22 protein-coding genes are annotated in these 25,587 nt (G+C 46.8%); 9 read left to right on the top strand and 13 right to left on the bottom strand.

Going from position 1 to position 25,587, the window contains the following annotated elements; all coding sequences use genetic code 11:
* Positions 1 to 20: 20 nt before the first annotated feature.
* Both SK066_RS17095 and SK066_RS17100 read left to right on the top strand, forming a co-directional pair.
* A complete protein-coding gene (locus tag SK066_RS17095; RefSeq protein WP_188773767.1) occupies positions 21 to 1,016 on the top strand; it encodes a Gfo/Idh/MocA family protein in 996 nt (331 codons plus the stop codon).
* Positions 1,017 to 1,166: 150 nt separating this feature from the next.
* Complete coding sequence (locus SK066_RS17100; RefSeq protein WP_320542372.1) at positions 1,167 to 3,263, top strand: YheC/YheD family protein; 2,097 nt, start codon at positions 1,167 to 1,169, stop codon at positions 3,261 to 3,263.
* Between the two features lie 217 nt (positions 3,264 to 3,480).
* Here the strand turns inward: SK066_RS17100 and SK066_RS17105 are convergent, their stop codons facing one another.
* From SK066_RS17105 to SK066_RS17115, 3 genes are all read right to left on the bottom strand, one after another.
* Positions 3,481 to 5,361: an S-layer homology domain-containing protein gene (locus SK066_RS17105; RefSeq protein WP_320542373.1), complete on the bottom strand. Its 1,881-nt coding sequence runs from the start codon at positions 5,359 to 5,361 to the stop codon at positions 3,481 to 3,483.
* A 331-nt stretch (positions 5,362 to 5,692) separates the two neighbouring features.
* Complete coding sequence (locus SK066_RS17110) at positions 5,693 to 6,130, bottom strand: HD domain-containing protein (RefSeq protein ID WP_320542374.1); 438 nt, start codon at positions 6,128 to 6,130, stop codon at positions 5,693 to 5,695.
* A gap of 263 nt (positions 6,131 to 6,393) precedes the next feature.
* On the bottom strand, positions 6,394 to 7,101 hold the full coding sequence (locus SK066_RS17115) for a DUF4241 domain-containing protein (protein ID WP_188773763.1): 708 nt from the start codon (positions 7,099 to 7,101) through the stop codon (positions 6,394 to 6,396).
* A gap of 532 nt (positions 7,102 to 7,633) precedes the next feature.
* On the opposite strand from SK066_RS17115, the gene SK066_RS17120 reads away from it, so the two are divergent.
* Together SK066_RS17120 and SK066_RS17125 are read left to right on the top strand one after the other, a co-directional pair.
* Complete coding sequence (locus SK066_RS17120) at positions 7,634 to 8,356, top strand: threonine/serine exporter family protein (protein ID WP_229685591.1); 723 nt, start codon at positions 7,634 to 7,636, stop codon at positions 8,354 to 8,356.
* 38 nt (positions 8,357 to 8,394) lie between these two features.
* A complete protein-coding gene (locus tag SK066_RS17125; protein WP_320542375.1) occupies positions 8,395 to 8,817 on the top strand; it encodes a threonine/serine exporter family protein in 423 nt (140 codons plus the stop codon).
* A 592-nt stretch (positions 8,818 to 9,409) separates the two neighbouring features.
* On the opposite strand, the gene SK066_RS17130 is transcribed toward SK066_RS17125, so the two are convergent.
* The 3 genes from SK066_RS17130 to SK066_RS17140 are packed head-to-tail and all read right to left on the bottom strand — an operon-like array spanning position 9,410 to position 11,280.
* Entirely contained in the window at positions 9,410 to 9,781 is a 372-nt protein-coding gene (locus tag SK066_RS17130) for a hypothetical protein (protein ID WP_320542376.1), read from the bottom strand.
* Positions 9,782 to 9,802: 21 nt separating this feature from the next.
* Complete coding sequence (locus SK066_RS17135) at positions 9,803 to 10,303, bottom strand: hypothetical protein (protein ID WP_188773759.1); 501 nt, start codon at positions 10,301 to 10,303, stop codon at positions 9,803 to 9,805.
* Positions 10,303 to 11,280, bottom strand: a complete 978-nt coding sequence (locus tag SK066_RS17140; protein WP_320542377.1) for a DUF4261 domain-containing protein — start codon at positions 11,278 to 11,280, stop codon at positions 10,303 to 10,305. Before SK066_RS17140 ends, SK066_RS17135 begins: the two co-directional genes overlap by 1 nt.
* A 416-nt stretch (positions 11,281 to 11,696) precedes the next feature.
* Between SK066_RS17140 and SK066_RS17145 the strand changes: the two genes are divergently transcribed.
* Positions 11,697 to 12,218 carry a DinB family protein gene (locus tag SK066_RS17145; RefSeq protein WP_320542378.1) on the top strand — a complete coding sequence of 174 codons (522 nt, stop codon included), beginning with the start codon at positions 11,697 to 11,699 and terminating at the stop codon, positions 12,216 to 12,218.
* Between the two features lie 228 nt (positions 12,219 to 12,446).
* Here the strand turns inward: SK066_RS17145 and SK066_RS17150 are convergent, their stop codons facing one another.
* On the bottom strand, positions 12,447 to 12,893 hold the full coding sequence (locus SK066_RS17150; RefSeq protein WP_320542379.1) for a hypothetical protein: 447 nt from the start codon (positions 12,891 to 12,893) through the stop codon (positions 12,447 to 12,449).
* 299 nt (positions 12,894 to 13,192) lie between these two features.
* On the opposite strand from SK066_RS17150, the gene SK066_RS17155 reads away from it, so the two are divergent.
* The gene (locus tag SK066_RS17155; protein ID WP_320542380.1) at positions 13,193 to 14,281 is read left to right on the top strand and encodes a M24 family metallopeptidase; all 1,089 of its coding nucleotides are present in this window, start codon (positions 13,193 to 13,195) and stop codon (positions 14,279 to 14,281) included.
* A 274-nt stretch (positions 14,282 to 14,555) separates the two neighbouring features.
* Here SK066_RS17155 and SK066_RS17160 read toward each other — a convergent pair whose 3' ends face one another.
* Positions 14,556 to 15,308, bottom strand: coding sequence for a queuosine precursor transporter (locus SK066_RS17160; RefSeq protein WP_188773754.1), 753 nt, complete (start codon positions 15,306 to 15,308; stop codon positions 14,556 to 14,558).
* A gap of 705 nt (positions 15,309 to 16,013) precedes the next feature.
* Here SK066_RS17160 and SK066_RS17165 point away from each other — a divergent pair.
* Complete coding sequence (locus SK066_RS17165) at positions 16,014 to 17,708, top strand: methyl-accepting chemotaxis protein (RefSeq protein ID WP_320542381.1); 1,695 nt, start codon at positions 16,014 to 16,016, stop codon at positions 17,706 to 17,708.
* Between the two features lie 735 nt (positions 17,709 to 18,443).
* On the opposite strand, the gene SK066_RS17170 is transcribed toward SK066_RS17165, so the two are convergent.
* The 4 genes from SK066_RS17170 to SK066_RS17185 all read right to left on the bottom strand — a co-directional run bounded on the left by SK066_RS17170 (position 18,444) and on the right by SK066_RS17185 (position 21,963).
* Positions 18,444 to 19,307 carry an ABC transporter ATP-binding protein gene (locus tag SK066_RS17170; protein WP_320542382.1) on the bottom strand — a complete coding sequence of 288 codons (864 nt, stop codon included), beginning with the start codon at positions 19,305 to 19,307 and terminating at the stop codon, positions 18,444 to 18,446.
* 133 nt (positions 19,308 to 19,440) lie between these two features.
* Entirely contained in the window at positions 19,441 to 20,484 is a 1,044-nt protein-coding gene (locus SK066_RS17175) for a FecCD family ABC transporter permease (protein WP_320542383.1), read from the bottom strand.
* A complete protein-coding gene (locus tag SK066_RS17180) occupies positions 20,481 to 21,509 on the bottom strand; it encodes an ABC transporter substrate-binding protein (protein WP_188773751.1) in 1,029 nt (342 codons plus the stop codon). Before SK066_RS17180 ends, SK066_RS17175 begins: the two co-directional genes overlap by 4 nt.
* Positions 21,510 to 21,783: 274 nt before the next feature.
* A complete protein-coding gene (locus SK066_RS17185; protein ID WP_188773750.1) occupies positions 21,784 to 21,963 on the bottom strand; it encodes a hypothetical protein in 180 nt (59 codons plus the stop codon).
* Between the two features lie 304 nt (positions 21,964 to 22,267).
* Between SK066_RS17185 and SK066_RS17190 the strand changes: the two genes are divergently transcribed.
* Together SK066_RS17190 and SK066_RS17195 are read left to right on the top strand one after the other, a co-directional pair.
* Positions 22,268 to 23,269: a lipoate--protein ligase gene (locus SK066_RS17190; protein ID WP_188773749.1), complete on the top strand. Its 1,002-nt coding sequence runs from the start codon at positions 22,268 to 22,270 to the stop codon at positions 23,267 to 23,269.
* 144 nt (positions 23,270 to 23,413) lie between these two features.
* The gene (locus SK066_RS17195) at positions 23,414 to 24,226 is read left to right on the top strand and encodes a Cof-type HAD-IIB family hydrolase (protein ID WP_188773748.1); all 813 of its coding nucleotides are present in this window, start codon (positions 23,414 to 23,416) and stop codon (positions 24,224 to 24,226) included.
* 442 nt (positions 24,227 to 24,668) lie between these two features.
* On the opposite strand, the gene SK066_RS17200 is transcribed toward SK066_RS17195, so the two are convergent.
* Positions 24,669 to 25,586, bottom strand: a complete 918-nt coding sequence (locus SK066_RS17200; protein ID WP_320542384.1) for a response regulator — start codon at positions 25,584 to 25,586, stop codon at positions 24,669 to 24,671.
* Position 25,587 lies beyond the last annotated feature (1 nt).

The raw sequence follows: 25,587 nt of genomic DNA on the forward strand, positions 1-25,587 counted from the left end.
GACTAGGAAAGGGCGATGGTATGGTCCGCTTTGGTATTATTGGCACAAACTTTATTACAGAACGTTTTATTGAAGCCGCAAAACGTAATGACGATTTTGAACTGACTGCTCTCTATTCACGCACAGAAGAACGTGCACAGCAGTTTGGACAAAAGCATGATATTCCACATCTGTTCACCGAGCTACAGGATATGCTGGATAGCGGTCATGTCGACGCCGTGTATATTGCCAGCCCGAACTCACTGCATGCCGAGCAAGCGATTCAATGTATGGATCATGGTAAGCATGTATTATGTGAGAAGCCGCTTGCTTCCAACACTGCCGAAGTGAAAGCGATGATCGAGGCTGCACAGCGCAATGGGGTGACATTGATGGAGGCGATCAAGTCGGTGCTTATGCCGAATCTGCGTGCACTCCAGCAAAGTCTGCCAAAGCTCGGTCAGGTTCGACGCTATTTTGCGAATTATTGTCAGTATTCCTCCCGCTATGATGCGTACAAGGAAGGCAATGTGCAAAATGCGTTCCGTCCAGAATTTTCCAATGGCTCACTGATGGATCTGGGTGTGTATTGCCTGTATCCGCTAGCAGTTATGTTTGGTCGTCCCAATGCGGTGAAAGCAACCGGTGTAATGCTGGAATCCGGTGTGGATGGCGAAGGCAGCATTGTCGCTTCTTACGACGATATGGATGCGGTCGTGATGTATTCTAAAATCACCGACTCCTCTCTCCCATCCGAAATTCAGGGTGAGCTGGGTAGCATTCGTATCGATAAGATCAGCGAGCCAAATCAGATCGTGATGACGTATCGCGGAGGCTATACAGAGGATCTACATGTGACTCAATATGAGCCACCGATGTATTATGAGATTCGCGAATTTCTTGATCTGATCGCCGAGGGTCGTCAGCAATCGGAGATCGCTTCCTGGGAAAGCTCACTGATCGCCGCAGAGATGATGGAGGAAGCACGTAAGCAGCTAGGACTTGTCTTCCCTGCGGATAGCAAGGCTACGCTGTAAGCTAGTTCTGCTATAGGCTCGCTCTACTCTGCTCCAATCGAACCATGTAATCACTTATTTCATCTGTCATGCGATCCACATTCCATTCGGGACGTTCTGTCCCGGATGGTTTATTATTATGACTACCTATTTTACAAAAGGAGGATGTCGATGACAGATATAGGGATATACCACGCGGCTCATCCGTTAAACGTAGTACCGCCTGCTCGTATTCAGGCTCTGGTCGAAGCAGCAAGGAAGCTCGATGTGCGTTTGCTTCTTTTTGATGAAGCTAGCTTCAATTCGCAGCAGCTGACTATTCAGGCGATGGTTCCCAATCCAGACCTGTCGGATAACTGGCTGGTGGAAACTTACCCACTTCCAGATGTCGTGATCAATGAAATGCCCAAGCTTCCCCATGAACGCTCTCCTCTCGAACAAAAGCTCAATCGCCTCGTCACCTTCACCTCCTATTCTATTCATGGTAAATTGCGCATTCAAAATGAACTGAAGAAGTCGACTACGTGGTCTCCTCTTATTATTCCTACGATCATTTATGCAGGCATGGAAAGTCTGCTAAATATGCTGGAGCAGGAAAAGGACGTGATTCTCAAGCCCGATCACGGTCGTCAGGGTAAGCAGATTGCACGGATTACAGCGACTGACGATCAGCACTTTATCTGGCGCTTGGAGGATGCGGTACAGCGTGTTTCAGTAGCTGAATTGCAGCAACTCATTCAATCCTTGACCGGAGAGCAGACCTTTCTCGTCCAGCGCTATATTGATAGCACGAATGATGAGCGTCAGCCCTTTGATTGCCGGATTCATGTGCAGCGCGATGAGCAGGGCGAATTTGTCATTACACGTATCTATATTCGCTATGGTGAGCCGGATCGCGTAACTAGCAATCTGGAGCAGGGTGGTCAGACGGCAGAATGGACAGATTGGCTTCGCCGCTATCGACCAGAATCGGCTGAGCAAGCGATTCAGCACTTACCTGCAACCGGTATTCAGCTGGCGTATGCGATTGATGAGCTTTACGATTACAATCTGGATGAGCTAGGTCTGGATCTAGCTGTAGACCCATCTGGCAAATGGTGGTTCTATGAAGCCAATACCGCTCCACAGACGAGAGAGCATGAAGCAGAACGGGCGATCCATACAATTGGCTATGCTCGTTATCTTGCTCATCGGCATCATATACTAGAGCAGGTGCCTGAGCTGAATACGGAGCAGACCATCATCGGATTGCTGGCGATTCCGTCAGCCGAGGAAAGTGAAGAGATTTTTGTAGAGGCTTGCTCGGCAGTTGCTCGTCTGCATGATGCGATAGTTGTGCGGATGCGTACTGAGGATGTCTTTTATAAACAGCAGCGTATGCTCGGTTATGTATGGGAACACTCCGAATGGGTCGCGTATTCATGCCCTTATCCGGATGTGCTATTGGATCGATTGAAAAAGCGCGGTATCGCTGCCTATTCGCGGTTTTACAGCGAGCTTCAGTATATTCCTGCTACCCATGAACTGAAAAGCGGCTCAATGAGTAAAATGCATATTTATCGTCTGTTGCTGGAAGCACCGGAGCATGTTCGCTCAGCGCTGATTCCATTTTATGAATCTCATCTGCCTGGACAGGTACTTTCATTTATCGATCAGTATGAGGAAACGGTGTTAAAGCCGGATGCTGGATCGCATGGGCAGCATATTTTTAATATTACAAAACTGAAGGACAGCTATGAGGTGTTCGACCAATCGTATCTGCACACACTTGATGCAGAGCAGCTAGGTCAGCTTGTGGCGATGACGATTGGACAGGGGTATATTTTGCAGCGATTTGTGAATAGCTCCACTGGTGAAGGCTATCCGTTTCACCTGCGCACCCATATGATGAAGCGAGTCGATGGGAGCTGGGAGGTGGTGTTTATCCAGCCCTATATCGCCGTCTCGACCTATCGCAAGGTGACGAATCATGAGCAAACCTTACGCTTATCCACCAAGTGGAGCTGGTTTTTAAGTGCAGAGTATGGAGAAGCGCTTGATGGAAATATGGATCGCAGAGTACGCCAGCTCGCTACAGCGATTGCGACGTATTTGGAGCCACGCTTGAATAAACGTTTTCCTGAGATGGCGATCGATCTTGGTATCGATAAGGAACAAAACGTCTGGCTGTTTGAAGCGAACTTCAATCGAATCGGCAATTCCTTCCATCCATTCGAGGTTGCCAAATACGCGATTCCATTTGCGGTATCGCTGGTGAATCGATCGTAAGCATTAGCCTAATTTATGCTTAAAAAAGAAGCAGACGTCTGATCGACGATCTGCTCCTTTTGTTGTTGTTTATTGATCCTATTACATGAGCATGATTATGCCATGTTAGCTTGCTCATCATTTTATATAGCTTACGACTGTGAGGACTCCAGTCTTACTCTGTTGCCGGACTCACCTAGTGCCAGGCTTTCAATATCATGAAATGAAGTCTGTACGATTAGTTGACCAGCTTCGTGCTTTTCAGCCAGTCTACCAGCGTCTGAGCACCTTCGCTTTCACTCATATTCGGCTGTGCAGTCAACGATGCGCTACCTGATGAACGGATACCGGTATCATTGCCCTGTGCAAGTGCCTGCTGCAATTCATCCTGTGCCCATTTGCTTGAGGAGCTACCGGTTGCTGTGTTTGTAGCGGAAGCACCATCTTCACTCAGTCCATAAGCCGCAGCGGCACGAGTCAAAATAACCGCCAGCTGCTCTCTGCTGATCACACGATCCGGTGCAAATTCCGTATTGCTAATTCCCTTCAGTACGCCTGCCTTGAACAGTGCTTCGATCGCACGGCTCTCCTCCGAAGCGGTACCCAGATCAGTGAATGTGCTTCCAGTAACCGTCGCTGTATTCACACCGAGCGCACGCGATAAATACAGGGCCAGCTCACCACGGGTTAACGAGCCATCTGTAGCTTGAGGCGCACGATCTACTGTAGGGACGATTTGCTTTTGCTCCAGTAACTGCATCGCTGGGGAGCTATTGCTAGTTGCTGGCGCTGCGGCTTTAACAATTTGTACGGTACTGCCTTCCAGTGTATGCACAGTCGCCTGCCCTTGATCATCAAACGTCACAGGTACCGTATACGTATGCCCGGCTGCATCTGTTGCAAGTGCTACATAGCTACTGGTATCACCTGTTGCTTCTGGCACAAGGAAGCTGAGCTTCACATAACGATTCTCATACGTAGCTGGTGAGGTATTGCTGCCCGCATTAGCGACATTAAGGTTTAGTTGATATGCGGTGTTGGCTACCGGACGGATTGGTGTGCCGTTCCAGTCGGTTGCAGCTGGTGCTGCCACCTTTTGCGCGGTCAATGTCCATGTGGCTGCATCGTTTGTGCTCAGATTTTGCTGCTGTGTCACACGACTCAGCACAGACGATGGGAGCTGTACTTTGATATCTCCAGTTTGCAGCGTCAGACCATTTTGCTTGCTCAGCAGATCCTGTACAACATTGCCTGCAAAATTCAATTGATACTGCTGCTTATCCTTCAAAATGCTCGCGTCAATCGCGATGCTTTGCTTCGGCTGAGCTTCTTTGATTGTATTAGCGATACGGTCATAAAGCACGTTCAGTACGGCATTTTGCTCTGTGCTTGTGGCGGACAGTGTTGCTACACCACGTGTGCGTCCACTCGTATTGCTGGATGGGCTCTGGTTGTTGTCGGTGTGTACCGCATCGATTGTAATATCGCCATTCGTTGCTGGAGCAGCTGGCTGTGAAGGCTGTACCTCTGGCTGCGCTGGTGTAACGGTTGTGGACGATTGATTTTTATCCTTGTCTTTGTCTTTATCTTTTTCAACGACAAAGGTAACTGTCGCTGGTTCAGAGCTTAGATTATGCGAATCGATTGCTCGATACGCGAATGTATAGGTTCCTGTTTCATAGCCGATATATGTGAATTCTCCAGTTTGTGCATCGAGTGTTAATGTGCCGTTTGTAGGCTGACTTACAAGTTGATAAGATAACGAATCATTGGCGTCCTGATCAGTAGCTTGCACTTTACCTGCGAAGATAGCGGATCTTTTGATCACAAAGTTCAAGCTCTGTGCGATTGGTGCGGAGCCACTTTCACCCGAAGTCAGTGTAGAGGATTGTCCTTTAAAAAACTTCTGTTGAAAATAAGCAATCGAATCGCCCTGATATACTTCTGGCGCGCCTTGATTAATCTGATAAGAGGTTGGTGTGGAGGCTGCGCTACCTGACGTATTACCATCTGCTAATGTCAATCCCGGTGCAGCGACAAGCCCTGTTGCCAGAATCGATGTTCCTGCGAAATGAATCACCTTTTTGGCATTTGATGTTTCTTTGATTTTTTTAACCATTATCTCTAACCCCTTTAAAGGACATATTTCAATATACTTGGAGAAACAAGTATTTAACTACTTATCGGTTACATAATTCAGTTTGGTTAGATGTATTTTGGCGGTTATTGTCGATTTATTTACTTTATCTAGTTATTTCTGTAACACCTGTTATATTTTATTGTTTGCTGCATGTGTATGGTTTATTATCGCTGCGCTGTGGATGTTCTTTTATATGGAAATGAACAGCATAAAAAACGACTGCCTGGTGATGGCAGTCGTTTTGCATCGCTTTTCTTATTGATTGTTTTCTTGGCTGCTTATCGTGCGTTTCTTGCTTTATATCCCCTACTTAATTCGATTCCTGCGCCTCTGTCATCAGCTCATCTAATGCACGTCCGTACTTGCTTAATCGCTCCATATCCTTCACCGATGGCTCCAGGTTGCGAGATGGGTCCATATTATCCTCGATATCTGCCATTTTCACCGTGCGTGCAATCGAGTTCTGCTTAGCACGCTGGATAAAGGCCTCATAATCCTCATCCTCACGTCGGCTCATCGCCTGTACTGCCTCGACGATCTCGTCTGAAAAGCCTTCTGCTGCCAGATCATGTGCCGTTACCTCGGTATCCTCCAGTACATCATGCAACACAGCCACGATGCGTGCTTCCTCATTACTCATTTTCAGCATAACTCGTAATGGATGTAAAATGTACGGTTGCCCTGCCCGATCGACCTGACCGGAGTGGGCGCGTGTTGCCAGAATAATCGCTCGATCCAGATTGCTCATCTTGCTCTCTCCCCTCATTTGGATATTACGTTGTCGCCCAGCCTGTACTGTTCTGCTTGAGCTTCATGATCTGACTACCTTACCTTCTATTCCCCATGCCAACCTACTCCTACACAGGTACAAGGCTTGCTTTATGTATTATTACACGGCAACAGCCGGATGAATCTACTCATCCAGCTGTTCCCCTCGTAGCACAGAACATGCCACACCTTTATGATGTACTCTTTATATTGACCATAATAGCTTAATATCTGCTACTCCTATTAATCAGGATACACATTAAAATCGGTAACCAGCTGTGCACAGCTTCCATCTGCTGCATAGCCAATGTAGCTATGATACACGCCGTTGCCGAAGCCACTTGAGAATATCGCCATATTATCGCCGGTTTCCAGCTCGGTCATAAGCCAGCTGCGGTTGGCACGAAAATTATCCATTGCTGCCGTTTCCCAGGCGTCCATCAGCTCTTGTGCCAGCTCAGGATTATCCAGCTCCTGCTGCTCTGCAAGCCAGCGATAGCCTCTGGCATCCAGATAGCTGCCTGTGCCAGAATCTACGGCAAATCCCCAGCGTGCTTGCTCATACAGATTGTTCGGGTCTGCTTCAGGACTGAACTCTCGCTCTGCACCTTCCCAGCTTACTACCGGTGCATCGCTAAATATAATCCGCGCAAACGCTACGCGTTCATCTGCCGCCAGTCCGCGATCGGCTTGAGGATCAGTAATCCTTGCGATCGATAGCTCTACTCGAAAAGAGCCTGTAGGGAACTCCTGCACAAAAGGGGTCGATTCAATCAGGCTGTACGGATCATCTGCAACAATTTTGCCGGTGGTCACGCGCAGTTCTCCGATAGACTCGGTATAAAAAGCAAGATTTCGTCGTTGTCCTCTCCAGAATTTGACCTGTTCCAGGTGAAATCCTTCCTTGAACACATCCTCCAGTACCTTACTGTGATGTAATACCTTGTCCATCCTTCTTTCCTCCCTTAGCAGTAAAATCATAGCCATGCCGACAGAGCGGTAATTCGGAGGTCTTGTATGGAGCGAACTGTGCTTATACTGGAGCATCGCTGCCAGCAACCACAGCGCTCACAGAGATCCTACCGATCCCACTATTGCGTGTGGTGAGGTCGAACGTATAGAGGTTGACGCTGATCATACCAGCCGCTGGATAGTAGATTAAATAACATTATACGCTTTCATACGCAAGAAGAAAGATTTTTTATTGCAAATTTCCAAAAATAGGACTTTGGCTTTGGGTTTTGTTTATATAATGTGAGAAAGCGTTGGGATTGGGCAACAGATTCCGCAGGTATACCTGCATTGATGTGCAATATTGTCTTGTTTGCTAGAGTTTCTGCAAAAGGATGTTTTTTGCAAAAGTTGATTTTAGGATTGAATGATTTTCATAGATCACGCATAATGTGAGAGATGAATGTTCAAGAGAGGATGGAGAAGAAGCTTGGAGCAACCGTCAACGTTCAGCCGGGCGATTAACGAGATTATGGATACGTGTATGCTGGCGGGGCAGATTATGCTGCAAAGTGGGGCGGAAACGTATCGTGTCGAGGATACGATGACCCGTATTGCCGTCGCTTCCGGGATGCCTGGAGCGCATAGCTATGTCACCCCGACTGCAATCATGTTCTCGACGACCGGTGCAGAGAGCGCACGGCTCGTACGAATCGATGAGCGCACAACCGATCTGCACAAAATTGCGCAGGTTAACGATATTTCACGGCGAATCAGCAGTGGTGAATTGACCGCTACGGAAGCCTACACTCTGCTCAAAGTCATTGAAGCAGGCCCACAGGAATACACCCCGTGGATGAAAATGATTGCCGCCGCACTGGCGAGTGGCTGTTTTACGATTATGTTTCAAGGAAGCTGGTATGATTTTCTGCCTTCGGTGATAGCTGGATTTTTCGGATATACGACAATGCTGTATTTGCATAAATGGGTGCAGGTCAAATTTTTCGCCGAGCTGTCAGCTGCCTTTTGTATCGGCTTGCTTGCCTCGATTTTTACCGAGTTTCATATCGGGCGTGAGCTGGACAAAATTATTATCGGCTCGGTTATGCCACTTGTTCCAGGGCTGCTCATTACGAATGCGATTCGTGATCTGATGGCAGGTCATCTGGTGTCCGGCATTTCCAAGGGCGCAGATGCTCTATTAACCGCCTTTGCGATTGGCGCGGGAGTCGCTATTATTTTAACATTTATGTAATCCAGCTTGTCTGGACAGAAAGGCAGGTTAATTCTGTTATGCTGGCTCAGCTTATTACCAGCTTTATCGCCTCTGTCGGCTTCGGTATTATTTTCAATGCACCACGCCGCTCTTTGCTGCAATGTGGCATTGCCGGAATGCTTGGCTGGATGGTATATGTGCTGCTATATACACATATTAATCCGATTGCGGCTACACTGGTCGCTACGTTTATCGTAGGCGGGATTAGCCAGATTTTTGCACGCATCTACAAAACGCCCATTATTATTTTCAGCGTTGCGGGTGTGATTCCGCTCGTACCGGGTGGACTGGCTTACAATTCGATGCGTAATTTTGTAGAAAACGATTATGCCGCCGCTACTGCGCTTGCGGCTCAGGCAGCGATGCTGTCGGGTTCGATTGCACTGGGTTTGGTGCTATCGGAAGTGTTTAATCAAATGATACGCCGTGCTGCCCGATAATGGGTGCACGGCGTATTTGAATTGTTCTGTTTGGAGTTAAAAAAGATGTTTGTGGGTTTAAGCAACAGGCGAGTTTGTGATGGGCACACCGCTCTGGCAAGGAATAAGGGAACGTCCTTAGGTGGAGCCCAGGAATCTACGAATTAGGAGTGAAGGTAGATTCCCGGGCTCCAAAGCAGTAAGATATTTTGCTTCGCAAAAATCATTATTTTATTGAACCTCGTGTTACAAAATCACTAACACTATAAGGCGTCCTTTTCCCTTATTTCCTTGCCCTCGCTCTGTGCTTATCGCAACATATCGTTTTGCTCAAGAGCAATAACATCTTTATAATCCAGGATGGATTGAAGTATATACTTCAAAATAAAGTTGTAGAAGCATCCTCTGCGTTCACTTAATACGTTAAACTTTGTATCAACGTGAATTTAAAAATGCTTTAATCACATATAGAACGTTAATATTAATTAGTATTTTGGCATCTTAGCTTTATAGAAAGCCGCCTACTTACATCATTGTAATCATGCTAATTATATGAAGCATACTCACGATAAATAGCTTTATAATGTAAGCTTGTTAGTTGTCGCCAGCTTCGTCAAGCTGGCAAACGGCCTTCATTGTAACAGCTCGCTAGCCAGTTGACGAAATCATCATTTAAGCCCAGCAGATGGGCGCTGAAGATGAGGTCGATGTCGTCGCTGACATAGGCGGCTAGATCGCCGCTTCCAGAGGCTTTGATTGTTTCGTTGAAGGCAAGGCGGCTCCATTCCTGTAGCTGATCTTGCTCGGCTGGGGTTAAGCCTTCTCGGCGCAGCTTTTGATAGGCATTAATCCAATCCGTATCAAAATCAGCTCCGTCACGGTAGTCGAGATAGGCAGCTTCATCGAGCTCTTCCCAGACCATTGCAGATAATAGCTGTTGCTGTTGTAGCTTTTGTTGTAAAGAATTGATCACTGCATCTAGCATGGCCGCTTCTCCTTTACTCATTTAGCTTGGCTGGCTGCATGACAGCTTGAGCCACATATTGACCTCATCCCAGCCGATCACATACGCCTTGAGCATATAGCCGGGTGCACGTGCTTCCGCTACAGGTGATCCATTACATTCGCGATCGTCCAAAATGCCGTACGCATCACTGGGTAGACTGAGGATCGTTCCTTGCGGATAAAATACCTCTACGATGCCAGCCACCTGAGCTCCGATCGTAAAGCGCTGCTTGGTGTGCTCCCATGCTTTACGATACGGACGTGTCGCTATCGTCCATGCTTCCTCAAACTGTTCTGGTGTAATATCTCGCCCTTCTGCATCGTCCATACTTTGATCAAATACCTGATCAAACAGGCAAAAGTGCAGCTCCTCATCTGGACGGCAGGAGACAATCCAGTGTCCTTCATCTTCTATGACCTGACGCAATACGGTGCGCTCATCGTCGACTTCAAAATAATAGTTTTCCTGACTTTCCTCAAAGCGCAGCTTATAATATTCCATTACTCGACCTGATCCTGTCCAGCACTGGATGGATGGGATTGCTGATGACCAGCATAGTAGGTTTCGCCTGGATCGAGATCAAGCACAACGCGGCGAGGCATGACCAGCGCATATTGATGCTCGACACGCCAGCGCTGATTCTCATGCAGACCGATCGTTTCGCCATCTGCAATAATATCGCCCTGATGATACACATAATCGGCGACATTCATCAGAAATTGAGCAACCTCACCCGGCTCCATATCATAGAAATGGCACTGTACATCCGGTACGCCAAGCGCTGCCAGTCCACAGCTATCCATTACCATTTCCTTCCGCTCACTGTCACCTGGAATCTGATACAGACGAATATTCAAGGCACCATAGAGCTGCTGATCCTGCTGAAGCGCCTGTAATAGCTCTGCTGAGGAAACCAGCTTATCACTTGATTTGTAATATACGGCTTCACATGGAGCTACCTCCAAAATCGCTCGCAATACATTGTTGAAGAGCGGCAATCTGCGCTGTGGCGGCATGCCTCGTGCCATCATATCGGTCAGCATCAATTCATACTGGCACGCTTCGATCGTTCCTGCTGCTTCTGCCCAGTGCCACGATTGTTGGAGCGCCGTCTCATACATCTCGACTGTTGGTGTATCATTGACTGGCATCAATACCGTTTGTACAGGCATCGGGCCTTCCTGATAGTTCAGTGTATGATTCAGGTGGAAGAAATGGTAATGATCCTCATCCTCCTCATGTCCCGCTTCACTACGCGCTTCCCATACGGCCAGTGTCTCCTCCGTATCCTCAGCTAAATCCTCAGAAGTACGAACGGGCCCTGTATATTCGATAATTTTGGCATATAAGGCTTCGCGATCAATGACAGGCTTTTCTTTATATAATAATTGCACCGTATAAATGGGAGCGTAGCCGTAATCCTCTTCCATTTCACGTTGTTGTTCTGGGTCCGGTTGACCGGGTTGCATAGATGTCATCTTCTCATCAAGCTCCTTTCCTTTTCCAAACCGAATCGGGATACTGCTGTCGTAAACATGCCAGCCATTCATCAAGTGTAAACGCTCATTCACTTCCCCCGTTATCGCTATAGTGAGCTTCATGGAGCAAACGATGATAGCAGGGATGGATCTGGCTTGCTGCTCTTTATTACCCTGTTTCATGACATTCTGAACGAGGCGTAATCTGGTACGTTATGTATCTCCCCATTATCATCGCGACACCTTCGATAGCTGTCCTGCTCCCAATTAGTGTATAATCTGGTATAGAAGCAGTTCAAGCTGCTTTCGTTTCAAAGGGAAGCTTAGCGGGGTACTCTGCAATTATAACCGCTTTGGGCTTCGATGCACAGTATCGCGCCTTTAGCAGGCAAACCACCATTTAAGGAGGTTTTGTTATGATTCATCCACATACCGTTACGATGCGCCAGCATATTTGTGACTTTATGGATTCACAGGACGAAACATTACTAAATGAACATGCCCGTGCTGGACAATGGAGTATGGCACAGGTGCTTGAGCATCTTTACCTGATGGAGACAGCCATTACAACACGCATGGGCGCAGTGCTACAGCAAAATGAGCCTACACCGCCGCCACTGTCTCAGCATAGCGATGTTCCTTCTTTCCGCCTGACACCAGATCGCTCGCGCCGAATTGAAGCGCCCGCCGACCTTGTGCCTGCGGATAAGCATATGACGCGGCAAGAGCTGCATACCCGTCTGTCACGCTCACGCTCGCATCTGAATCAGCTTGTGCAGAGCAGCGATCTCCAGCAGCTACAGCAGAAGACGATGAACCACCCTGTCTTCGGCTCGATGACGCTGGAGGAATGGGTAGAGTTTATCGGACTGCATGAACAGCGTCATCTGGAGCAAATGAAGGAAATTCAGTCTGCACTAACGGCGGCTCACGGTTAAAAATGAGTCCCCTGTCGATCGACTGCACGATATTTTATTTGCAAAAGACGGCTTCTAGCTTTCTGGTTCTAGCTGTCCGCCTCAGCATAATAGCTGAGTAGATCATCCGCTTCATCCAAGCCGCTTATTCCTATGTACAGGAATGGGCGGCTTTTTATAATCAAGCTTCTATTGATATAAAGATAAGCTATGACAACGGCTAGATAGCCTCGCAGCCTCCGCTCTGTTCTATTGTGCTTCTACCATTCGATATTGATAGTTGGAAGCGAGTATTTCGATATGACTGTCATAGCCTGCAATCACATAATGCTTCAATTGAAGTCGTCGTCTCGGATCGTATAGCGACTGCTTTTGCGCTAGCCACTCGGATACCTCTACTTCATAGATTCCCGGATTAGGATGATAGCCATGCTGCTGCCAAAATGCATCTGTATCATCTGCACCCTCCGCCAGCTCGATCACATGCTCTACATGCTCAAATACATTTATTGTTATACAACGTAGCTCGGCAACAGTCTGGAAGATCAGCTCCAGCTCACGATATTGCTCCTGCTGCCAATCCTCTCTCGTCTGCACATCCAATCGAATCGTTACGCCACCTGATTCTGTATAGCTTGCCATCAGATCGGTGGTCGATATGTAAAAGTCTACTTTTTCCGGTACTAGCTTGAGCACGGTATTCCTTGCCCCCTTTTGCAAACATGCTTCCTTTTCTTCAAAATACATATCTGTACGCTAAAACATACCTGTACTATGTTCGAGAACGAAAGCCGTATCTCCTTCTGCATCCATTGATATGTCGCTTGAGATGCCTGCTACTCCACATGTTGATAAGCTGCTCTTATCTATCCCTCATGACCGACTGACTTTTCCTGAGCCACATTAACCGCTACAATAGACAAAGTGAGCATAAGGACTTCATACGGGTATCTTTTGTATGAGGATTATTTTATAACGACAAGGAGCTGTAACTTATGGACGACAGAATCGCCACACTGCGTGGATTGATGAAACAAGCCGGGCTGGACAGCCTGCTAATTACCGATCCCAAGCATGTATACTATTTGAGCGGCTTCGCCAGTGATCCGCACGAGCGCTTTCTAGGCTTGTTTATTCCAGAAGGCAATGAGCCTTTTATTTTGCTGCCTGCACTCGATGCCGATAAGGCACGTAGTGTATCGATCATTCAGCGCATTGAAACGCATATGGATACCGATAATCCGTATGTGCGCCTGCAACAATGTATCGGCGGCAAAGTCGGTAAGCTGGGTGTGGAAAAGGAGCACTTATCGGTGGCACGCTTTGAACAGCTGGCTGAGGTGCTGCAAGCGGAAGCCTATCATGATATCACAAGCATGCTGAACAGTATGCGTTCGCGCAAATCACCAGAAGAGGTGGAGCGTATGCGTCTATCGATTCAAAAGATCGAGGAAGTGCTGCGTCGTGGTATCTCCAGTCTGAAAATCGGTATGACCGAGCTGGATCTTGTGGCTGAGCTGGAATACCAGATGAAGAAGGTCGGTGCGGAAAAGCCAGCCTTTGATACGATGGTATTGTCTGGCCCGAATACTGCACTACCACATGGCGTACCTGGTGAACGCAAGCTGCAATCTGGCGAGCTGGTCATGTTCGATCTGGGACTATTTTATAACGGGTATGCTTCGGATATTACGCGTACGTTTGCACTCGGTGATATCGATGAGGAAACATCTCGTGTGTATCATACGGTGCTGGCTGCGAATGAAGCGGCCATTCAAGCAACTCGTCCGGGCGTAACCTTTGCCTCGATCGACAAAGCGGCACGCGATGTGATTACGGAAGCCGGCTATGGACAATACTTTATTCACCGTCTGGGACATGGACTGGGCATGGATACGCACGAATATCCATCGGTCCATGGCGGAAATGAGAACCTGCTGGAATCGGGCGTACTGTTCACCGTAGAGCCAGGCATTTACGTTCCGGGTCATTGCGGCGTTCGTATTGAGGACGATGTGATCGTTACGGATCAGGGTGTGGATGTGCTGTCCTCGTTCCCGAAAGAGCTGACAGTTATCGGCTAAATTGAAGCCAAGCGAGCTATGCTTTGTAACGCTAGCAATGCTAACAATCTACGCTTTATTTTGTTTTGTAGATTCGTATGCTAGATCGAAGCATTCTTTGCTCTTTTTTATAAAATATCTATTACAGTCCAGAAGCCTGCTTCTATAGTCAAGAAGCGTGCTTCGATGCTGTAAATAAAAAACCACGCGATGGATACGCAGCATATTCGTATCCATCGCGTGGTTTTATTTAAGTAGCTATTGCGCTACCCGTCCGGTGAAAATGCTCCACCGATCAAGTCCATTCTCGCTCTGCTTCGCTATGCGCTGAGCCATGGCGTAGCAATAGGGGCTGATCCTCTGCCGGAGCCTTAAAGGTACGTGCCCAGTACAGGAACGGCGTGCCTGCTGCTGTCAAAATAAACTTTAAAATATAGGTCGTAAACAGAATCTGTAGCCAGACCGACCAATCATAAATGCCGAGAAATGCAATCGTACAAAAGATCAGTGTATCGACAAATGAGCTGATCATCGTACTCCCATTATTGCGAATCCATAGCTGCTCTGGCTTCGGAAATGAACGGCGTAGCCAGCGATACAGACGTACATCGAGCAGCTGACTGACCAGATACGCGGTCAGGCTCGCAATCAGTAAAATCGAGACCTGTCCGAAAATAAGCTCCAGTGCGCTCTGTGCATCTGCTGAGATATCCACGCCAGGTGCCACTTCAAATTGCAGCGCCATCTGCATTACAATCGTCGTAATAATCAACGTGAGAAAACCAAACCATACTGCACGACGAGCAACCTGCGGTCCAAACCGCTCATTCAGCAGATCACTTGCCAGATACATACTCACATACAGCGTATTACCGAGCGTGGTCACGACACCGACAAGCTCAATCGTTTTGATCACCTGAATATTGGCTAGAATCGCTGCAATCGCAATCCAGCCATAGATCCCTTTAATTCCAAATAGACGATAGCATAGAACAAATAATGTATACGTAACAAGAACGAATAAAATACCCCACCATAGGTTAAACACACCAATTTCCCCCTAGTTTTGATAACGCGGGATGGTCACGAACCGCGAAACATGCTGAAAACTGTTTTACTTTATCACAGGAATACGGACTCCACAACCCCAATTTGTGTCTAAATACCCTGTTTTGCTGTCAAAAGTATCCTTTTTAAATCGTTTCAAACTGAATAAGCTAGCGAAATGGAGCCGTCCTATCATGCTTCATTTGCAATTAAACATTTGTTTTAAAGGTAGTGTCATCTAATCACCTATAAATTGTAAAGCGAAAATATGATGTTAGCTATATGTTAATTATTATGGATTTTTCACGAAAATGCTGTTATTTTTCAGATTTTTTTATATTTTTATCATTTTATCGGCTTAAAGAACTATTCAAACAACGGTCAATTGATATAATATAGATAATCATTTAAGTCTTTTTGCTTAGTTCATTAAGCATGTATAAAGCCTGGTTTTACATATTTACTGCTACTAACAGATTATATGTTTCCGGAAGCTTGAAGGGAGTCGGATGTTTTATTGACAAAATAAGCCTAAAGTCGCCAAGACCGGCTTTTGTTACATTAGATACTTAATCGGATAATTTATTTTACTGATCACGTCACTTATTTTAACGTATGTAAACTGTGTTTGGATGAACGACAGGATGAACTGGCATATTTACATCTTAGATCTCGCATCGTGTCAAGTACAGGAAGGGGATTATGTATGTTTCGAATGAATCAATCGATTAGCCGTAAGATCATGGTTACTTTTGCTCTCCTTATTATTGTAGTTTGTCTTGTGATGAGTACCTTCTTCTATTTTATGACCCGTGGAGTGGTCAATGATAACGTGGTGCCTCAATTCCGTCAGGTGCTAAGTATCGCAATGGATGGGATTTTAAAAGGAATCGATAATACACAGGTGATGCAGGCTGCACAGGGGAATACAGGCGAAATTATGAAGCTGGAAACGTATCTTAATGATCAGTTAAATACGTATGAGCTGGATAATCTGTATGTGCTTCGTGTCGATAAGGATAAGGCTGTCGTTGCTGCCACATCCAACAAATCGAAGAATTTCAAGGATGGTCAGGAAGTGGAGCTGAGCGATAATATCAACATTGCGATGGACAAAGGTAAATTGCTCACTGACCTCTACTCGACTGAAAATGGTGCACATGTGACCTATTATTATCGTATTCCAGGCAGCTCTGTTCTCGTAGCAGCAAGCATGGATGCAAGCTTTGTTGGCGGCATTATAACAAACCTGATCGTAACTACAATCATCGTAGCCATCGCTTCGGTTGCAGTATGTCTGTTCGTTGCCTATCGTTTTAGTCGTAAAATCACCTTGCCACTTGCACGTCTTGTACGTCATACCCGTCTTGTTGCCGAGGGGAATCTGCAACAGGATATCAAGATGCAGGGCAGCGACGAGATCGCTCAGCTGGCGCGTGGCTTCCGATTGATGACTGAGAATCTGCGCATGATGGTAAATCATGTGATCGATAGCTCGGACAAGGTTCTATTCGGTACAGAAGCGCTCAGCAAACGGATCACCAAAATGCAGGGCATGGTCGATCAATCCGTTCACTCGATCACTACGATCAAGGACGGAAGTACAATGATCGCCACTTCTTCAACGGAAAATGCACGTGCAATGGAAGAAATCACCAACGGTATTCAGCATATCGCTTCCTCGACTGCGGATATCTCAGAGCAGCTGGGACAAGCCTCCGATCACGCGGTATCCGGTAACGGTATGGCACAGCATGCGATTCAGCAAATGAATTCGGTTGAAATGGTTGTATCCGATACACGCGAATCGGTTCAAATGCTCATTAATCGCTCAGAATCGATCAGTCAGATTCTGTTGTCCATCGGCGAGATTACCAAGCAGATTCAAATGCTGTCGCTGAATGCATCGATTGAAGCGGCTCGTGCAGGCGAGCATGGACGTGGTTTTGCTGTCGTAGCGGCTGAAGTTCGTAATCTGGCAGATCAATCACGCGGAGCTGCTCAGCAGATTGAATCAGCATTGCAATCGATTCGTGAGGAATCGCTCAAATCCACAGAATCGATGAATCGTGTTAGCGAGGAAGTACAATCCGGTACGCAACTTGTGCAGCAGGCAGGTCAGTCATTTGATCAGCTCGTTGAGCTGGTGCAGCAGGTGAACATGACGGTACAATCGGCTTCAGCGGCTACGCAGCAGATTTCAGCAGGATCTGAGGAAGTAAGCGCGTCGGTAGATGAAACAGCTGAAATTACGCAAAAGGCATTGGATAATATTCAAGGGATTGCGAAGAATACGGATCGTCAATCATCGGAGATGTTTGCTTATGCGGCGATTATGGAAGAGTTGAATGAACAGGCTCGGTCGTTGCAGGATGCGGTTAGTAAGTTTACGCTTAAATAGAGTGCAGGGGTAGTGATTAAGCTGCTCAGTATGATTTAGGTTACTGGATAGAATGTTGAGTGGGATTAGGTCGTGAGATGGGTGGGCAGCAACCACTCCGGGAAGGAATAAGGGGACGGACTCCGGTCTCGCACAGGAATCTACGGAGTAGGAGATTATTGTAGATTCCCGCCCCTCGGAGGCTGTAAGATATTTTGCTTTCGCAAAAATCACTTTCTATTGAACGACGTGTTAGGAGATCGCTAACACTACAAGTCGTCCTTTCCCCTTATTCCTTCCCTTCGTTCTGTGCGGTTTATCTCATATCTCATATCTCAACAATTGTAATACGAAACTTATCCTTCAGATCAACCTATCAATATTAATCAAAAAAATGAATATTACATCATTCGAGCATTACATCATTCGAGCAAAAAATGCCGTCCCCTCATCTTTGGAGGGGACGGCATTTTTATTGATAGCATTTCATCTAAGGTGCATTCACTTTATTGATATATGGACGATAGCACTATTAAAGATTAAATCATAGACACCTGATCCTTGTTCGATCGTTGGTTGAATATTATCAATGAATATCGCAGTTAAATAACAGTAGAGCAGTATTCATTTTAACGGAGAGACAATTGCATATTCATTTAATACTGTGTCTACTTCCTTATAGAGAGCTGATCTTTATCTGGAATACCTGCTTACAGGATTCAAGCAGCAGTAATAAGTATGATATTTTAGTGCATCTCAACGTCTTTTTAGTAACAGCTGGGGGACATCGATATCGGGATGATGGACAATCGCCGGGCGGATGCGGAAGAGTTGTTTTAAGACGGACTCTTCCATTAATTGCTCCGGGGTTCCCTGCATCATGATTTGGCCTTCTTGTAGGGCTAATAATCGATCGCAATAGCGGGCGGCGAGGTTGAGGTCGTGTAGTACGGCGATGACGGTGATATTGCTTTCTCTGCGCCATGTATCAAGCCATTCCATAAAATGAACCTGATAGGCGATATCAAGATACGTTGTTGGTTCATCTAGCAGGAGCAGCTTGGGCTGCTGTGCCATGACTTTACCGAATGCTACACGTTGGCGTTGTCCTCCGCTAAGCTGATCCAATGGGCGATCGGCAAGCTCCTTTAAATCGAGTCGTTCCATGATCTCGTCTAGCAATTGATCCGCTGTGGCTAGCTGGTCGTGACCGAGCCAGTTTTGATAGGGGTAGCGTCCCATCGCTAGCACTTCTTTGACCGGGTAGTGTAATGGTGCCAGTCCCTCCTGTCCCAGCACTGCTGTATGCTGTGCAAGCTCACGGCGGCTGTAGGTATGGAGTGGACGATGTTGCAGAAGGATTTCGCCCTGCTGGGCATGCTCTGTGCCGGCTAGTAGTTGTAGTAATGTCGTTTTGCCGCTACCGTTGGGGCCGACAATGCCCCAGCATTCGCCGGGCTGTACCGACCAGTTGATCTCATGCAGGACGGTCTGCTCGCCATAGCGCTTCGTCAGTTCTTTTAGCTGGAGGACAGGATGGCTATGACCAGCAGATGTAGACGAATGATCGTATGGATTGGATAGGGTGGTACTTCGTTTCTTCCACTTTGACAGCATCATTCCACCTCCAGTACGTATAGGTATATACATTCAACTTTTTTCATTTTTCTACTACTTATTTGATATTTCCGGTGTGATTTTGAATATTTGCTTTGTGCATTTTTATAGTAAAATTAGCCAAGGAGTAGCACCGTCACATCATGTCGGGCTGTTTATTTTTACTGCGATGTAATAAATACGCAAAGAACGGCGCTCCTACAAAAGCGGTTACCACACCAAGTGGAATTTCCGTAGGTGCAAGCACGGTACGTGCCGCTGTGTCTGCCCACATGAGAAAGATCCCTCCGCCGATGGCCGATAATGGAATCAATAGTCGATAATCGGGTCCCAGTAGCAAGCGAATCATATGTGGAACGACCAGACCGACAAAGGCGACTACACCGGATACGGATACCGCTGCTGCTGTAATTAAAGTAGCGATGATAAGTACAACCGTCTTCGTGCGATCAACATGAACTCCCAGATGCGCGGCCTCCCTTTCGCCCAGTGACAGCACATTCATCGCACGCGCCTGACTCCAGAGTAGCACGATACCGATCACCACATACGGCAGCATTGCCAGTACATAGGGCCAGCCACGCAGACTCAGGCTACCCATCGTCCAGAAAATAATCTCATTCACACTACCTTCTGACATCGACGCTAGAAACGATACAATCGCTCCGAGAAATGACTGCATCACTACACCCGATAAAATCAAGCTTCCCGTTGGAATTCTGCCCTGCTCTCGCGCCAGTGCCAATACGATATATAACGTAATCGCTCCACTGACAAAAGCAATTAATGGCAGCGTCCAGCCGCCAAATAACGAATATTGATATCCGGTAAAAATCAGTACTGCCGCTCCGACAGAGGAACCCGACGACACCCCTAATGTAAAAGGATCAGCAAGCGGATTACGCAGCACTCCTTGAAAAGCTGCTCCTGCCAGACCCAGTGCTGCTCCTACGAGCAGCGCTAGCATCACACGTGGCAGGCGAATATTCAGCATAATCTGCTCTGCTGCTTCACTCCAATCCGGTGTAATCCAGCGCTGCATCCCGGGAATATGATGCAGCAAAATACGCGTAATCTGACCGCCTGGAATATATACCGAACCAATTCCTGTATTCAATACCACACTAATGACCAGCAAAACGAGAAATAGCAGCAACGGCCATACGTGTTGACGACTCATTGCTTGAATAGATTCGGATAGATCGCATGAGCGATCTCGACCAGACCATCTGTGACGCGTGGACCTGGACGGCTCACCAGATCGTCATCCAAGCCGAACAGTTGATTGTTTTGAATCGCTTTGATCTTATTCCAGCCACTACGAGCGCGAATAATCTGATCCAGCGTCTGATTGGTTGTTGCATCCATCGATTGTTTAGAATACAGGATCACATCAGGATCAGCCGCAACGATCGCTTCTTCATTGATCTCATGCCAGCCTGTCGTATTGCCTGCAATATTCGTGCCACCGGCAAGGGTGATCATCTCATCCATGAATTCTCCTTTCCCCACTGTCCAGCCGGGAGAAAACTCAATATAGACTTTTTTCTTCTGCTCTGGTGTTAGCGATGCTACGGCATCCGTCACACTTTTCACCTGTTCACGCATATGATCGGTCACTTGCTTGGCTTCTGCCTGACGATTCGTAATTTTGCCATACAGCTCGATATTACTTATCACATCATCGATCGTTTTTGGTGTTGTTTTGAAAATAGGAATGCCCGCAGCACGCAGCTCCTTTACCAGTGCTTCGCTGGACGAAATACCGGTGAACACCACATCTGGACGCAAGGCTACAACCGCCTCCACATCGGGTTTACTCACACCGCCGATGCGCGCTTTGCTTTTGACGCCTTCAGGATAATTGTCATACTCGGATACACCAACAATCTGTTGATCCAGTCCTAGCGCGAATAAGGCTTCTGTCTCCGCTGGAGAGATGGATACGATGCGTTTAGGCTGTTCTTTAAATGTAAAGTCATAGCCTGTTGCGTCCTTGATCGTGAGTGGATATGTAGTCTGCTCGCCAGCCGAGCTTGTTGCATTGGAGGATGAGCTAGTATTGCTCGACTCTGTGCTTTCGGTAGCAGGCTGCTGTGTTGTCGGCGCTGGCTGTGTTGGAGCGCATGCGGCAAGTAACACGGATAGCATAGCTGCCATAACGATTGAGGACAACCAGCGTAGTTGGGAAGAATTGAAGTTCATTATACAGTCTCCTTTTGCGGCATCTCTGCCATTATTCAGTACCTTCGGTCAACACGAATACAATCCCTCTGATTATAGGGCATAATAATCGTAGCTACAATTGCCTTTATAGGTAGGAGTATACCGCACGACAAAATCCCCTCCAACCGTCAGCATGCTTCTCATCCTGAAATGAGTAACATTCGTTGCTGAGCTGGAGGGGATTCCACCTTATATGATAAAGCTATATGGTGATGCACCTGCTGTACCCAATCTATTGCATATTGCGTTTCGATCAGGTGATACGGTTCTCCTGATCTTTCATCCGATTTTGCTGATCCGGCTGGTTCTGATCGGACACTCCCTGTTCCAGATCAGGCGCATGCTCCTTACCTTCTACAAACTTTTTCATATCCTGATTGTGCTCGTTCTTTTCCTGCTTACTTTTCAGCAATTCTCGTGCTTGATCATTCATGATGTTTTGCCTCCTTTTGCAAGCGTTAGTTGTTATTACCCTTCCCTTTTTCCTATAAAACGACATTATGGATGGAAATGGAATTTAACTCTATAAGCGGTGATAGTATGATACTGTCATTTTGCAACATTCAATTGGTTTTACTGACAGTTTCGTTTACAATAAGTAAGAAGGCTATGCGCCTGTATGCTTCCATTTCTAGTGTTAGCGATTTCCTAACACGGGGTTCAATGAAAGAGTGATTTTTGCGAAAGCAAAATATCTCACTTTTTGTACAAGGTAAATAATACTGGAGGAACGTCCTATGCTCTTTATCGATAATCAGGGGATTAATGACCCGACCATCAATCTGGCAATAGAAGAATTCGTACTCAAGCATTTGCCGATGGATGATAGCTACCTGCTCTTTTATATTAATGAGCCGTCCATCATTATCGGCAAGCATCAAAATACGATCGAAGAGATCAATACCGAATATGTAAAAGCAAATCACATTCATGTCGTGCGTCGTCTATCTGGCGGCGGTGCGGTGTATCACGATCATGGTAATCTGAATTTCAGCTTCCTGACCAAGGATGACGGACAGTCCTTCCACAACTTCCGCAAATTCACGCAGCCTGTTGTTGAGGCATTGCAACAGCTTGGCGTAGATGCCGATCTGTCTGGACGCAATGATCTACAGGTTGGTGAGCGTAAAATCTCTGGTAATGCACAGTTCTCTACACGCGGACGTATGTTCAGCCACGGTACACTCATGTTCGATTCGGAGCTGGATAATGTGCAATCTGCACTCAAGGTGAACCCGGAAAAGTTCAAATCCAAAAGCACCAAGTCCGTACGCAGCCGCGTAGCGAATATCTCCGAATTCCTCAAAGAGCCGCTGAGCATGCAGCAGTTCCGCGACGAGATTCTGCGTCATATTTTCGGCGTAGAGCCAGCCGATGTACCGCAGTATGTGTTGACTGAAGAAGACTGGAACAAAATTCATGAAATCTCAGCAGAGCGCTATCGTAACTGGGATTGGAACTATGGTCAATCGCCAGCCTCCAACATTAAGCATACACGTAAATTCCCGGTGGGCATCATCGATATTCGTATGGATATTAAGGATGGTCACATTCAGGAGATCAAAATTTACGGCGACTTTTTCGGTATTGGCGATGTTGCAGATATCGAGGATCGTCTGCGTGGCAAGCGCTATGAGGAGATTAGTGTGCGCGAAGCGATGAGCGGCGTGGACATCAAGCATTATTTTGGCAATATCGAGCTGGACGAATTTATCGGACTGGTACTGCTGGAGGACTAAGCTGCAAAGGACAGCTCAAGCAAGGGAAGCTCGAATGCGCTGCTTGTACGATTGCCTATCTTCCCTTTTACCACCGCTAAACAATCATAGCTTCAACCCTTTTAATATAGATAAAATCAACTGGATAGAAGGAGAGTACCCCTAATGTACAAACTGATTGCGATTGATATCGATGACACCCTGATCAATGACGACAAGGAAGTTACCCCTGCTACACAGCAAGCGCTGGAGCAAGCGGTAGCGAAAGGAACTGTAGTTACACTGGCAACTGGACGCGCTTATGCATCCGCTCAAGCGATTGCTCGTCAAACGGGTCTGAATGTGCCGATCATTACGTATCAAGGTGCACTCGTCAAAAACCTGATGGATGAAAAGGTACTATATGAGCGCTATGTTCCGGTCGAAGCTGCACGCAAGCTGCATGACTACTGCATCGAGCATAACCTGCATCTGCAAACGTATATCGATGACAAGCTGTATGCTCGCGAGCTGAACCAGCATCTGATCGACTATACGACGCTTAACCGTACCCAATACTATATCGAGCCTGACTTCGCTAAGCTGATGGAGCTGCCAACACCCAAAATGCTGATCATCGACGATCCTGCTTTCCTGGATGAGCTGCAACCGATCCTGCGCGAGCTGCTTGGCGATAGCGTACACATTACCAAATCCAAGCCAGAATTCCTGGAAATCATGCACAAAGAAGGCACCAAAGGCGCTGCACTCACATTCCTGGCTAACCACTTTGGCTGTGATCTCAAAGACACTATCGCTGTCGGCGATTCCTGGAATGACCACGAAATGCTGGAAGCCGCAGGTCTTGGTGTCGCAATGGGGAACGCCATCGAACCACTCAAAGCGATCGCTAACTATATCACAGCTAGCAACAATGAAGACGGCGTCAAAGAAGTGATCGAAAAGTTCATCCTGAACCCGGAAGAAGCTTCTGTTTAATTCGATCCGGTTTCATTATGACTCGGTAAAAAAGAATCGCTTCTGGCATTAGCCATACTAAAAAGCACCTTGCCAGCGAGTATAGGATCATCTCCTTTATGTAAGGGACAGATCATCCTATACTCGTTGCAAGGTGCTTTTTGATACATACTTCTAGGTGCGTACTTCTACGTACGTGTTTCTAAATACTTTAGAACATTCCTCTATATAAGTTCGATATTATACAGTAAAGAAGCACTAAACCTTTGATTGGGATGTATTTTCACGTTTTGTGAGCCTGAAAATTCATTCTGCATCCTAATCTATCGATTCACAGATTCTACCTGCGCTCATTCCTTATTTCTTATTCCTTACCGACGTGATAACACTAGCTCCAGTATATCTAAGCTTATGAAATTAAACTCATAAACCTAAACCCATGCCTGCAAAGCCATTACCACGCTCAAGCACTCTGCATTTGATCCAGCGCTTCCAAATACAGCACCTGCAAAAACTTCTTAATGCTCACCTTGCTCTTGCCATCATCGCGCTCTTCATCAATCTCTTTCATTTTCGCCCGAATATCCTCAAAATCAAAATACAGTGGCGCATAATGCTCGAACTTCGGATTTCCGTAATCCGTCAAACCAATCGAAGCCAGATGCGTCAGTGCAGTTGTAACGGTACGGCGAATACGCTGCTCAATTGCCTTGGCTTCTTTGTCAATCTCCCGCGGCGTACTTTTGTACCCTGCCGCCACCCCTTCATACAGCTGCTTGAGTGGTGGAAAAGGGCCGCTTTGCCCATTCTCCAGCAATAGCTCCATAATTGCCGTAATATCGTTACAGCCTGCTTCGCCCACGATACCAAGATTCATATAAATAGGACGAATCACTTCGCTCACACTGCGCGGCTTCACCGAAGCTGTTGCCTGACGATCTGCTGATAACAGATTGAGCGTATCCAGCTTGGACAGCGAGGACTTGAGTTCATTCAGATACTGCCGGATCTCGGAATGCTCACTTACACGGGATAACACCGATTCGACCTCGATTCGATTAATCGGCTTACGAATGAAAAATTCAATCCCCGACTGGTATGCTTCTCCGACCATTTCTTGATTTTCAATCTGCGAGATCATCACGTATTTACCATTGAAGCCCTGTCGCTTGAGCTGTACAATCGTTTCCAGCCCATCCTGATCGGGCATCAGCCAATCGATCAGCACGACATCCGGGCGTGTTTCCATAATGATCCGTGCGCCCTCTTCGCCACCGCGTGCCGTTCCCGTGACTTCCCCCAGTCGACTCTCCTGAATAATATTTTCCAGCATCGCTCGTGTTGCCGGATCATCGTCCACAATACAAAAAGTCAATCCCATA

This window comes from Paenibacillus hunanensis, from assembly GCF_034055775.1.
GTDB classification, from domain to species: Bacteria; Bacillota; Bacilli; order Paenibacillales; family Paenibacillaceae; genus Saccharibacillus; species Saccharibacillus hunanensis.